This window comes from Pseudonocardia adelaidensis (genome assembly GCF_039543345.1).
Taxonomy (GTDB): Bacteria; Actinomycetota; Actinomycetes; order Mycobacteriales; family Pseudonocardiaceae; genus Pseudonocardia; species Pseudonocardia adelaidensis.
The window spans coordinates 24,681-36,805 of record NZ_BAABJO010000053.1 but is presented as its reverse complement, the minus strand read 5'-3'; the positions used below and the strand labels follow the sequence as shown (position 1 = coordinate 36,805).

The window sequence follows — 12,125 nt, the reverse complement described above, 5'->3', positions numbered from 1 at the left end:
CACCCACCCCCACACGGTCGAGCTCACCGTCGAGAACACCGGCGAGAGACTCGCCCCCCAGCTGATCGCCACCCTCGCCGAGCCGTTCCGCCGCGGCACCGACCGCATCCGCACCGACCACGCAGGCATCGGCCTCGGCCTCGCGATCGTCACCAGCATCACCCGGGCACACGACGGAACCCTCACCCTCACCCCCCGCCCCGCAGGCGGGCTCCGCGTCACGGTCCGACTACCCGCCGCGCCGCACCCCGGCAGCTGAGGATCGCTGCTGGAGGTTCGGCTACCGAGGTGCTGGTGACGACGAGGACGGGCGTGCGAACGCTGCACGTGGTGTCATCCGAGGTGCAGCACGCGCACCGGATCGCCGATCAAGGCGAAATGGTGGCAAATGATCTGGGAGCGGCCATTTGCCCTTGATCACCGCTGCAGAGCAGCCACGCGGAGAAGGACCGCAGTCTGCCCAGCGGAATCAACCGGCTAGGGCGCGAGGTACCCGCCGTCGACCACGAGTGAGGTGCCGGTGACGTAGCTGGCCTCGTCGCTGGCGAGGAACAGCGCCGCGTACGCGGTCTCGATCGGCACCCCGGGTCGTTTGAGCACGGTGCCTGCGATGAGTGCCGCGTTGATCTCGGGGGCCTGGTGCTCGTTCATCGGCGAGAGGATGTAGCCGGGGTGGAGCGAGTTGCAGCGCACGCCGTCCTTGCCGTGGGTGGCCGCGACGTTCTTGCTGACGTTGAGGATCGCACCCTTGGCCGCCTGGTACGCGTACGAGTTGGGCACACCGGCCAGGCCCCAGATGGACGAGACGTTGATGATCGAGCCCGCCTGCTGCCGGATCATGTGCGGCAGCACCTCGCGCATGCCGAGGAAGATGCTCTTCAGGTCGATGTCGAGCAGCCGGTCGTACTGCTCCTCGGTCGTCTCGAGGATCGGCTCGTACTCGCACACCGCGGCATTGTTGATCAGGATGTCGATCCGCCCGTGCTCGGCGACGACGTCGGCCACGACGGACTTCCACCGATCGGGCTGCGTGACGTCCATCTTCACGAAGGTGACCAGACTGTCCTCCGCGTCGGCGGCGTCGAGGACGTCGCCCGACACGACGGCCTTGGCACCCTCCCGCATGAACAGCTCGGCCATCTCACGGCCCTGGCCGCGGGCCGCGCCGGTGATGAGCGCGACCTTGCCCTGCAGACGATCCACCATCGGTTCCGCTCCCCGCTCGAGTTGCCGGTTCAGGTGGGTCAGGACCCGTCCCCGGGCAGCGCCACCCCCGCTGCCTCCATCTCCTCGAGCAGGATCGGCACCGCGGACGTCGCGGCGTGGATGCCGATGACCGATGCGATCTCCATGATCTCGAGGATCTCCTGGGGCGTGGCGCCGTAGCCGATCGCGTTCTCGATGTGCAGTTTCAGCCCCTTGACGTACAGGTGCGTGGCGGCCGTGTCGAAGGCGATGTAGACGAACTCCTTCACCTTCGGTTCGAGCGTGCCGCTCCGCCACGGGACGGAGCTGAACTCGGTGTAGGCGTCGAAGATCTCGGGGTCGAGCTCGAGCATCTCGTCCCAGAACGAGTGCCAGTAGCCACGCGTCTTCGTGAACTCGGCCTTGAGCCGTTCCTGGTACTCGTCCAGGGCGGCCGGCCCGTCCCGCAGGCCCTTCTCCTCGAGCACCTCCACCAGGATCGGCACGCCGATGTTCATCGCGTGGATGCCCAGCGTGCTCGTCAGCTCGAGCACCTCCATGATCTCCTGCGGCGACGCGCCGAACTTCAGCGCCGCCCTGATGTGCTGCCGGACGCCGGGCAGGTACATGTGGGTGGCCGCCGCGTCGACGGCGATGTAGATGAACGCCTTGGTCTTGTCGTCGAGGTGGTTCTTGCGCCACGGGACGGCGGAGAACTCCAGGTACGAGCGCAGGAACGCCGGGTCCAGCCGGAGCACGCCCTCCCACGGCTCGCCCCAGGTGCCGCGCACCTCGATGAACTCCTTCTTGAGCGCTTCCTGCTCCGGGGTCAACGCCATCGTTCGTCTCCTCGCGTCTTCTCAAATCCGTCGACTTCTCAGCCGAGAACGGTGGCGATCCGGGCCGCCTCGCCGTCGGCCGCGGGGAACCTGTCGCGCACGCGACCGTCGTGGCCCGGGACGACCGTCGCACCGGTCTTGGCAGCGAGCTCGTTGATGAACGACAGCGCCGCGCGCATCTCCTGGAGATCGGTGAACGCGAAGAACGGCCATTCGTTCTCGATCTGCTCGTAGAAGTGCGCCGCGTCCGCCGCCAGTATCAGCGGGCCGGAGCGGCTCCGGACCGTCGTCAGCAGTTCGCCGGGGCAGTGTCCGCCGACCGGGTACACGGTGATCCCGGGGTGGACCTCGGTCTCCTCGCCGATCAGCCACAGCCGGCCCTCGCCCTCGGCGCGCTTCACGGGCTCGAGGTGCTCGGCGATCGTGAACTCGCCCTCGAGCTCGTCGCGCCGCCACTTGCCGAACCAGTAGTCGTACTCCGCCTGACCGCTGACGACGCGTGCGTTCGTGAACAGCCGCAGGTAGCCGATGTGGTCGTAATGGAAATGGGACGTGATCACCATGGACACGCCCGCGGGGTCGATGCCGAGCAACGCCAGGCCGTCGGGCGTCGACACGACGGGGATCTCGCCGAGCCAGTCGCGTGCCGGGATGTCGTAACCGGTGTCGAGCAGCATCACCGCCTGCCCGTCGCGGATGACCCAGAAGTTGTACTCCATGTGCAGCTCGGCGTCGGGCAGCCCGTACTGCGCGTAGTCGTGGAACACCACGCTCCGGTTGACCATCCGCTCGCCGTACTTGACCTGGACGACTTCGAGGCCCGCCTCGGACATCCCTGCTCCCTCGGGTCCGGCTTGCTCACCGCTGGGTCTGCCTGACTGTATGCTTGTCCGACAATCATTGGCAAGGGTGCGGGCCGGCGACCCGTCCCCGATGGCTACGACCGGAGGCGGCGAACTCCCGGGGCCGTGGAGCGGTGCAGGAACGACGACGTGGCCGGGTCGGGCGCCGACACCTCGACCTCGGGGGCGATCCGGTAGGGCCGGGCGAGCAGCAGGCCGCCCAGCGACCGGCGCAGGCGCGACATCTCGGCGCGGACCGTGACCAGGTGGTCGCGGTCGCCGTAGAGCGCGACCGAGAGCGCGCCCGCATCCATCCCGGCGACGCCTGCGGCCGCCAGCAGCACGAGCACCTCGGCGTGCCGCGTGGACAGCGGGTGCACCCACCGCGCCGACCCGTCGACGACGGCGCGGGGCGGCCGGGCGTCGAGGTCGAGGGTGAGCCGGATCCGGGCCGAGTCCTCCACGCGGAGCAGCCAGCCGCCGGGCACCGGCTCGGGCAGGAAGACGCCGACGCCGTGCACCGAGATCGGCCGGTCGGCGCGGGGTGCCGCGACCCGTTCCAGGCTCGGCATGCCGGTGACGGCCGCGACCCAGCCGTGCTCGTCGACGACGAGGCCCGCACCCCGGAGGCGGGAGAGGATCGGTGCCGCGAGCCCCCGCAGCGCGTCGAGGCGCCCCTCGTGCTGGCGCCACAGGCTCGCCTCGGCGAGCTTCACCGCGGTGCCGACGAGCGCCACCGTGGTGGGGTGCACGGTGTGCGCCGGCCCGCTGACGTCGACCACCCCCAGCAGCTCGCCCGAGCGCGGGTCGTGCACCGGACAGGCGGTACAGGTCCAGACGTGGTGGGACCGCACGAAGTGCTCGGCCGCGAACATCTGCACGGGCGCGGCCTCGGCGAGTGCGGTGCCGATCGCGTTGCTGCCCACGCTGCCCTCGGACCAGTCGGCGCCCTCGGTGAAGCCGAGGCGGTCGGCACGGCGGCGCACCTGCGCCGACCCCTCCCTCCAGAGCAACCGGCCCGCCGCGTCGGTGATGACCATGATGTGCGAGGCGTCGTCGGCCACCGACGTGAGCGCGGCGCGCAGCTCGGGCAGCACCCGCTGCAGCGGGCTCGCCACCCGGCGCCGCTCCACCTCGGCGGCGGGCAACGGGACGACCGGGTGGCCCAGGTCGGGATCGACCCCGTGCGCCCGCACCCGCTCCCAGGACCGTGCGACGAGGCGGCGCGGCGAGGCGGGCGGCCGATCACCCGAGAGCAGCGCGTCGTGGACCCGGGAGAGCATGCGGGCGTGGCGGCCGATGTCCGTGCCCGGCCGCACCGCGCAGACGCCTTCGTCCGCCGTCATCAGCATCACCCGCGGACCACACTAGGCAGCGGCGGCGCTCGCCGTCGATAGCGCGGCCGGGGCCGGCCTCGGCGTCCCCAGCAGGACGCCGCCGACGATGACGGCCGCGGCCACCAGCTCCACCGGGCTCGGCCGCTCCCCCAGCAGCGTGGCGGCCAGCGTCATCCCCACCACCGGAGCGAGCAGTGAGTACGGCGCAACGACGCCGGCCGGGTAGCGGCGCATCAGGCCGACCCACACCCCGGCCCCGACGAGGGTGGCGAGCACCGCGATGTAGCCGATGGCCATCACCCCCGGGAGACCGGTGAGCGTGAACGCGCCCCGCAGCGCATCCCAGCCCGCCCCGGGTCCCTCCCAGATCCACGACATCGCGAGCAGCGGCAGCGGCGGCACCACCGACATCCACAGCGTCAGGTGCAGCGGGTTGGGTGCGGCGGCGAGCCGGGTCGCGAGGTTGCCGACCGCCCAGCCGAGCGCGCCCAGCAGGGTGAGCAGCACCGGGAGCACGGCCGCCACCTGCGCGCGCGAGACCGCGATCGCAGCGAGGCCCAGCAGCGCGACCGCGATCCCGACCGCTTGCCGCACCGAGATCCGCTCCCGCAGGAGAAGCATGCCGAGCAGCACCGTGAACGGCGCCGAGGCCTGCAGCACGAGGGACGCGAGCCCGGTCGGCATCCCGATGTCCATCGCGATGAACAGGAAGACGAACTGCGCCACCCCGAACCCGATCCCGTAGGTGAGCAGCCACCGCAGCGGCACCTGCGGGCGGGGCACGAACAGCACGGTGGGCACCGCGAGCACCACGAACCGCAGCGCGGCCATGAACAGCGGCGGGAAGTGCTCCAGGCCGACGTGGATGGCGATGAAGTTGCCGCCCCAGAGTGCGGCGACGAAGCAGGCGAGCAGGCGGTCACGAGTGGTCACGTCAACCCAGTCTCCGGTGCTGCGGCCGCCCGGACCAGCGAAATGGGGTCACTGCAGGCAGAACTCGTTCCCCTCGGGGTCGGTGAGCACGATCCACCAACCGCTCTCCTCCTGCATCTCCCGCACCACGGTGGCACCCGCGGCCACCAGCTGCGACATGTGCGACCGCACAGCGGCCCGCCGGTCGGTGGCGCCGTGCCCGGCGTTGACGTCGAGGTGCACGCGGTTCTTCAGCCGCTTCGGCTCGGGCACCCGCTGGAAGAGGATCCGCGGCCCGAACCCGGCGGGGTCGACGATGGCGGTGTACTGCTCCTCCCCCGCATCGGCACCGCCGCTCACGAGGTAGCCGGGTCGCGGCGGCTGCAACACGTACCCGAGTGCCACCGCCCAGAACGCGGCGAGGCGCCGGGGCTCGCGCGCGTCCACGGTGATCTGGAGGGGGATCGCCATGGCTGCATCCTGCCTGTTCTCAGCGGAGAGGGCTGAACCCCTCCACGGTCAGCCGGAACAGCCGGTCCGCCCGGGTGCCGTGGTCGGGATGGTGCTCGGTGGCCAGCACGACGCCGACGGCGAGCGCGATCAGGTCGGCGACGGTGACGTCCGCGGCCACCGCGCCGTCGCGCACGGCGCGGCGCAACAGCGGGCCCGCCGCTTCTTCCATGGCCGCCGAGCAGGCGTTCTCGTGCACCGGGTCGGATCCGGCTCCGTCGTCGACCAGCACGGCCGCCAGCCCGCGCGCCGAGACGCAGTAGGCGACGAGCTCGCCCATCCACGTCAGGAGCGCGTCCCGGCTGTCGCCCTCGCCGGCAAGCTCGTGGGCGCGGGCCGCCAGTGCCTCGATCCGCTTGCGGGAGACCGCCTCCAGCAGCGCGCGACGGGTCGGGAAGTGCCGGCGGACCGTCGCCGAGCCGACGCCCGTGACGCGGGCGATCTGTTCCAGCGAGGCGGCGGCACCGTGGGCGGCGACCTCCTGCTCCGCCACGGCGAGGATCCGCGCGTAGTTGCGCCGGGCGTCGGCCCGCTGACGCTCGGGCATCGCGTCACCTCCAGGTTTGCCAAGTGGCGGCCCCCGCCATATCGTAGCGGAGCTGAAACGGCGGGCCTCGCCGTTTATCGGGGAGGAAGCCGATGTCCGCAGAGTCCGCACCCGTCCTCGTCACCGGCGCCACCGGGAGGCAGGGCGGTGCCACCGCCCGGGAACTGCTCGCGGCGGGCGTTCCCGTCCGCGCACTGGTGCGCGACCCGGCCACCGCGCGGGCGAAGGCGGTGGAAGCGCTCGGCGCCGAGCTGGTCACCGGCGATCTCCACGACCGCGGCTCCGTGGTCCGCGCCGCTGACGGCGCCCGCGCCGTCTTCTCCGTGCAGATGGCCCCCGCCACCGTCGACGGGTTCGACTTCGACGGGGAGGTGACCCAGGGCGTCAACCTCGTCGAGGGCGCGAAGGCCGCGGGGGTTCCGCAGTTCGTGCACACGTCCGTCACCGGCGCGGGCCAGCACACCGAGCACCCGGCGTGGGCCCGGGGCCGCTGGTCGGTCGAACCCGCCTTCCGCGCCAAGAGCGCGATCCAGGACCGGGTCCGCGCGGCCGGCTTCCCGCACTGGACGATCCTGAAGCCGGGGTTCTTCATGGACAACTTCCGCCCGTCCATGGCGTTCCTGTTCCCGCGCGGGATCGAGGGCGGCCTGGTGAGCGTCCTCGCCCCGGACACCCGGCTGTCCCTCGTCGCGGTCGACGACATCGGGCGGGCCGCCGCCGCGGCCGTCGCGGCCCCGGAGCGGGTCGACGGGGTCGAGCTGGAGCTGGCGAGCGACTACCTGTCGATGACCGAGATCGCCGAGGTGCTCTCCCGCGCCCTGGGCACGTCGCTGACCGCGCCCGACATGACCGAGGAGGAGGCGCTCGCCGCCGGGATGCCGCCGATGGGTGCCTCGCACGAGTGGATGAACGTGGCGGGCCAGCCGGGCCGCCCCGAGTTCGCGCGGGCGCTCGGCATCCCGCTCACCAGCTTCGACGCGTGGGCACGGGAACGCATGCGGCCCACGCCTGACCCCAGCGCGCTCCTCAGGGGCGCAGCCGCTTCGGCAGCTTCGCGACGATCGCGTCGTACGACTCGTCGACGATCTCGCGGAGCTCGTCGTCCGGGATCGTCCCGTCGACCCGCACCCGGTTCCAGCCGTGCCGGCCGATGTAGGGGAGCACGGTGACGTGATCCGGGTAGCGGTGGCGCAGCTCCGCCGCCTCGTCGGCGGTGGGGCCGCACTTGACACCCAGCGCGCCCCCGCCGAGGAACGCGAAGATCTTCCCACCGACCTTGGCGACGAGGTCGCCCTCCCACGGCTCGTCCCCCAGCGCGCCCGGCTTGGCCATGCAGTAGGCGACGAGCTCGTCGTGGGTCACCGGGCGGTTCCCGGCCAGGACCGGCGCGTGCACCAGAGCAGCACGATCAGCAGCACCGTGAACCAGACGTACGTGCCGTCGACGAACTGCTGCAACGGCGTCCACGTCAGCTCCTGCTCACCGCCGCGCGGGTGGACGAACTGGTGGGGGGCGATCACGAACACCGCCGCCGTCGCGACGGTGACGGCGGCCCAGGCCTTGGACCGCTTCGCCCATGCGGTGGCCGCCGCGACGAGCAGCGCGGGGGCGGCCCACACCCAGTGGTGCGACCAGGACGTCGGGGACACGAGCAGCCCGACGACCGCGAGCGTGACCAGGGCGAGCGGGGCGGGCGCCCGCCGGATCGCGGGTGCCGCGAGCGCGAACAACCCGGCCGACAGCAGCAGCCAGGCGACGGTGCGCGGTGTGCCGTCCACCCCGGCCCGGACGAGCATCGCCTCGAACGTCTGGTTGGTGAAGAACGGCGACCCGCTCACCCCACCGGCCGGGTCGGACCAGAACTGCCAGGACTGCGCGGGCGCCACGACGAACCCGATCAACGTGGCGACGATCCCGGAGACCGCCGCGGTGACGGCGGAGCGGTAGTCCCTGCGCAGGAGGAAGTACAGGACGAAGACCGCGGGTGTCAGCTTGATCGCGGCGGCGATGCCGATGAGCGCGCCGCGCGGCCACTTCGGCCGGGCGACGAGGCAGTCGAGGGCCACCAGGGCCATCAGCACCAGGTTGATCTGCCCGAACTCGATGGTCTGCAGCACCGGTTCGAGCCCGAACGCCGGGCGCCCGTCGATGGGGTGGTCGAAGTCGATCGCCCGCCCGGGTTCCACGGCCATCGCGAGCGGCAGCGCGATCGAGGCCACCGACAGCGCGCCGGCCCGCCCCCCGGACGGCCACAACCTCCGCGCGAACGCGTACAGCGTGGCGCCGAGCGCCAGCGTCGAGAGGCCCAGCAGCCCCACCCACGCGACGACCCACGGCACCACCGCGAGCGGCACCATGACCAGCGCGGCGAACGGCGGGTAGATGAACGGCAGGGCGATGTGGTCGGAGGTCTCGGGCAGGGGCCCGTAGAGGTCGCCGCCGGCCAGCCAGGCCTGCACCCCGAACCGGTAGACCTCGAGGTCGATGTGCCGGCCGCCGGTGTGCACGACGAGCCCCGCGAGCACCAGCGCCAGCAGCGGCAGGGTGAACGGGAGCACCCGCGACGGCGTGCGAAGGATCTGGAGCAGGCGCGATGCGGCAGGCGTGCGTGCGGTCGATGCGCCGACAACCGTCACGCCGGCTCCCTCCCCTGTCGCCTCTGCCCGCCACGGTAGCCCGACCGTGGGCCCGCGCGACGCCCCACCCCTGCAGCCCGCCGTACCCGTGGCGCCCGCCGAGCGGGTGATCTTCCAGCCGGACCCGGGGTGAGCGCCCCTCGATCAGCAGGAACGGGACATGGGCTGCACCTGTGTGGCTCATGAGTGCCCCGGACCCGGCATGATCAACGCATCCGGTCCTGAAGCCGCAACGGTGCGGCCCTGCAACCGCAGATGGTGATCACGGGACCTCGGGAGCCGACGGCGGGCCCCGACACGACCTGGGCCTCCGACCACGGCCGACCCTGATGTACCGACCCGCCCGACCCTTGTCACGGCGCGATTGGCCGGATCCGTCCTGCCCGCGGCGGCCCGCCGGTCCCGGCTCTGCCCCTGGCCATCCGGCCGACGCTTCTACCGCCGGCCCCGGGCCCGCCTGCCCGGCCCGTCTCGGCAGCAGCCCGCGCGCAGAGCGCCCTCAGCGGATCCCGGCCGCGTCCATCCCCCGCAGCTCCTTCTTGAGGTCGGCGATCTCGTCGCGGATGCGAGCGGCGAGCTCGAACTGCAGGTCGCGGGCGGCGGCGAGCATCTGGTCGGACAGCTGCTGGACGAGGTCGGCCAGCTCGGCCCGCGGCATGTTGGAGGTGTCGCGGCGGGCGACGATGCCCGAGCTGGCGGCCGGGGCGCGGCCGGGCTCGCCTGCGGCCCGCTTGCCCCGGGACTGGTTGCGCCCCGAGCCCCCGACCGGAACGTCCTCCGACTCGCGGTAGACCTGGTCGAGGATGTCGGCGATCTTCTTGCGCAGCGGCTGCGGGTCGATGCCGTTGGCCTCGTTGTAGGCGATCTGCTTGGCGCGACGGCGGTCGGTCTCGTCGATGGCGTACTGCATCGACTCCGTGACCTTGTCGGCGTACATGTGCACCTCGCCCGACACGTTGCGGGCGGCGCGGCCGATGGTCTGGATCAGCGACGTGCCGGAGCGGAGGAAGCCCTCCTTGTCGGCGTCGAGGATCGCGACGAGCGACACCTCGGGCAGGTCGAGGCCCTCGCGGAGCAGGTTGATGCCGACCAGCACGTCGTACTCGCCGAGCCGCAGCTGCCGCAGCAGCTCCACCCGGCGCAGGGTGTCGACCTCGGAGTGCAGGTAGCGCACCCGGATGCCCAGCTCGAGCAGGTAGTCGGTGAGGTCCTCGGCCATCTTCTTGGTGAGCGTGGTGACCAGCACGCGCTCGTCGCGCTCGCTGCGCTCCCTGATCTCGTGGACGAGGTCGTCGATCTGGCCCTTGGTGGGCTTGACCACGACCTTCGGGTCGACCAGTCCGGTGGGCCGGATGACCTGCTCCACGAACTCGCCGCCGGTGCGGGACATCTCGTACGGGCCGGGCGTGGCCGACAGGTAGACGGTCTGGCCGATCCGGTCGGCGAACTCCTCCCAGGTGAGCGGGCGGTTGTCGACCGCGGACGGCAGCCGGAAGCCGAACTCGACGAGGTTGCGCTTGCGCGACATGTCGCCCTCGTACATCCCACCGATCTGCGGGACGGTCTGGTGGGACTCGTCGATGACCAGCAGGAAGTCGTCGGGGAAGTAGTCGATCAGCGTGGCCGGCGCCGAGCCGGCGGCGCGGCCGTCGATGTGGCGCGAGTAGTTCTCGATGCCCGAGCAGAAGCCGACCTGGCGGATCATCTCGATGTCGTACTGGGTGCGCATGCGCAGCCGCTGCGCCTCCAGCATCTTGCCCTGCCGCTCGAACTCGGCGAGCCGCTCCTCCAGCTCGGCCTCGATGTCGCGGACGGCGCGCTCCATGCGGTCCGGGCCGGCGACGTAGTGGGTGGCGGGGAAGATGCGCAGCTCGTCGACCTGCCGGATGACGTCGCCGGTGAGCGGGTGCAGGTAGTACAGCGCCTCGATCTCGTCGCCGAAGAACTCGATGCGGACCGCGAGCTCCTCGTAGGCGGGGATGATCTCGACGGTGTCGCCGCGCACCCGGAACGTGCCGCGGTTGAACGCGAGGTCGTTGCGCGTGTACTGGACGTCGACCAGCGCGCGCAGCAGCGCGTCGCGCTCGACCGTGCCGCCCACCTCGAGCTTGACCGACCGGTCGAGGTAGGACTGCGGCGTGCCGAGGCCGTAGATGCAGGAGACCGAGGCGACCACGACGACGTCGCGCCGCGACAGCAGGCTCATCGTGGCGGAGTGGCGCAGCCGCTCGACGTCCTCGTTGATCGAGGAGTCCTTCTCGATGTAGGTGTCGGTCTGCGCGATGTACGCCTCGGGCTGGTAGTAGTCGTAGTAGGAGACGAAGTACTCGACGGCGTTGTTGGGCAGCATCTCGCGCAGCTCGTTGGCCAGCTGCGCCGCGAGGGTCTTGTTGGGCGCCATCACGAGCGTGGGCCGCTGGAGCCGCTCGATCAGCCACGCGGTGGTGGCCGACTTGCCGGTGCCGGTGGCACCGAGCAGCACGACGTCCTGCTCGCCGCCCTTGATGCGGCGCTCCAGCTCGTCGATGGCCGCAGGCTGGTCGCCCGCCGGCCGGTAGGGGCTGACGACCTCGAAGCGGCCGCCCGCGCGAGGGATCTCCCCGACGGGGCGGAACTCCGAGTGCGCCACCGGAACGTCCGGGAGCGCGGCGCTGCCGGGGACCTCAGTCGCGAATGCCACGCCGTCCAGGGTACGAGCCGCACCGACAGTCTCTGGGAGCATCGGGCGGGTGCACCCGCCGAAGATCGTGACCTTCGACGTCCCCGGCCGCATCAACACGGACACCAAGGGCTTCGAACGGCCGGTGGACGAGTACCGCGAGACGCCGTTCGGCCTCTACATGAGCCGCGCGATGGTCGACCGGCCCACGGCGCACTGGGTGGAGTCGTGGCTCCTGCCCGACCTCGGGCTGTGCGTGACCGACTGGTGGTGGAACCCGGGCCACGCGCGCGAGCAGGATTTCTACCTCGACGTCTGCCACATCGCCCGGCACGGCGGGCGCTGGGTGCTCACCGACCACTACCTGGACATCGTGGTGCGCACCGGGCGCGACGCCACGGTGGTGGACGTGGACGAGTTCGTGGCGGCGGTCGCGCTCGGGCTGCTGGCCCCCGCCGCCGCCGAGTCGGCGATGCACACCGCCTACCGCGCCGTGGACGGCCTCGCGAGCCACGGCCACGACCTGGACGCGTGGCTCTCCACCTTCGGGATCACCCTCACGTGGAAGGAACGGGCCTAGGAGTGTGCCGAAGAGCCCCGGCCGTGGCGAGCGGCGTCCGGGTGGCCGCATCGCAAGGGCTGATCAAGGGCAGATGAT

General features: G+C 71.8%; 12 protein-coding genes and 1 pseudogene. 3 read left to right on the top strand and 10 right to left on the bottom strand.

Annotation, left to right across the window (positions count from 1 at the left end; translation table 11 throughout):
• Positions 1-259, top strand: a 259-nt coding sequence (locus ABEA81_RS40345; RefSeq protein ID WP_345613029.1) for a sensor histidine kinase, incomplete at its 5' end; no start/stop codon positions are given.
• A 218-nt stretch (positions 260-477) separates the two neighbouring features.
• Here ABEA81_RS40345 and ABEA81_RS40340 read toward each other — a convergent pair.
• The 7 genes from ABEA81_RS40340 to ABEA81_RS40310 all read right to left on the bottom strand — a co-directional run bounded on the left by ABEA81_RS40340 (position 478) and on the right by ABEA81_RS40310 (position 6,172).
• Positions 478-1,206 carry an SDR family NAD(P)-dependent oxidoreductase gene (locus ABEA81_RS40340; RefSeq protein ID WP_345613027.1) on the bottom strand — a complete coding sequence of 243 codons (729 nt, stop codon included), beginning with the start codon at positions 1,204-1,206 and terminating at the stop codon, positions 478-480.
• A gap of 38 nt (positions 1,207-1,244) precedes the next feature.
• Complete coding sequence (locus tag ABEA81_RS40335) at positions 1,245-2,024, bottom strand: carboxymuconolactone decarboxylase family protein (RefSeq protein ID WP_345613025.1); 780 nt, start codon at positions 2,022-2,024, stop codon at positions 1,245-1,247.
• A gap of 38 nt (positions 2,025-2,062) precedes the next feature.
• Complete coding sequence (locus tag ABEA81_RS40330) at positions 2,063-2,857, bottom strand: N-acyl homoserine lactonase family protein (protein WP_345613023.1); 795 nt, start codon at positions 2,855-2,857, stop codon at positions 2,063-2,065.
• A gap of 104 nt (positions 2,858-2,961) precedes the next feature.
• Positions 2,962-4,212, bottom strand: coding sequence for a GAF domain-containing protein (locus ABEA81_RS40325; RefSeq protein WP_345613021.1), 1,251 nt, complete (start codon positions 4,210-4,212; stop codon positions 2,962-2,964).
• Between the two features lie 21 nt (positions 4,213-4,233).
• Complete coding sequence (locus ABEA81_RS40320) at positions 4,234-5,136, bottom strand: EamA family transporter (RefSeq protein WP_345613019.1); 903 nt, start codon at positions 5,134-5,136, stop codon at positions 4,234-4,236.
• 48 nt (positions 5,137-5,184) lie between these two features.
• On the bottom strand, positions 5,185-5,586 hold the full coding sequence (locus tag ABEA81_RS40315; protein ID WP_345613017.1) for a VOC family protein: 402 nt from the start codon (positions 5,584-5,586) through the stop codon (positions 5,185-5,187).
• Between the two features lie 19 nt (positions 5,587-5,605).
• Positions 5,606-6,172: a TetR/AcrR family transcriptional regulator gene (locus ABEA81_RS40310; protein WP_345613015.1), complete on the bottom strand. Its 567-nt coding sequence runs from the start codon at positions 6,170-6,172 to the stop codon at positions 5,606-5,608.
• 92 nt (positions 6,173-6,264) lie between these two features.
• Here ABEA81_RS40310 and ABEA81_RS40305 point away from each other — a divergent pair.
• A pseudogene (locus tag ABEA81_RS40305) lies at positions 6,265-7,029 on the top strand (NmrA family NAD(P)-binding protein); the annotation flags it as partial.
• 169 nt (positions 7,030-7,198) lie between these two features.
• Here ABEA81_RS40305 and ABEA81_RS40300 read toward each other — a convergent pair.
• The 3 genes from ABEA81_RS40300 to uvrB all read right to left on the bottom strand — a co-directional run bounded on the left by ABEA81_RS40300 (position 7,199) and on the right by uvrB (position 11,488).
• Positions 7,199-7,534, bottom strand: coding sequence for an MmcQ/YjbR family DNA-binding protein (locus tag ABEA81_RS40300; RefSeq protein WP_345613013.1), 336 nt, complete (start codon positions 7,532-7,534; stop codon positions 7,199-7,201).
• Positions 7,531-8,808: a glycosyltransferase family 87 protein gene (locus ABEA81_RS40295; RefSeq protein ID WP_345613012.1), complete on the bottom strand. Its 1,278-nt coding sequence runs from the start codon at positions 8,806-8,808 to the stop codon at positions 7,531-7,533. The genes ABEA81_RS40300 and ABEA81_RS40295 overlap by 4 nt, the downstream gene beginning before the upstream one ends.
• Positions 8,809-9,307: 499 nt before the next feature.
• Complete coding sequence (uvrB, locus tag ABEA81_RS40290) at positions 9,308-11,488, bottom strand: excinuclease ABC subunit UvrB (RefSeq protein ID WP_425570862.1); 2,181 nt, start codon at positions 11,486-11,488, stop codon at positions 9,308-9,310.
• 40 nt (positions 11,489-11,528) lie between these two features.
• Here uvrB and ABEA81_RS40285 point away from each other — a divergent pair, with 40 nt between their 5' ends.
• Positions 11,529-12,047, top strand: coding sequence for a ribonuclease FAU-1 family protein (locus ABEA81_RS40285; protein ID WP_345613041.1), 519 nt, complete (start codon positions 11,529-11,531; stop codon positions 12,045-12,047).
• Positions 12,048-12,125 lie beyond the last annotated feature (78 nt).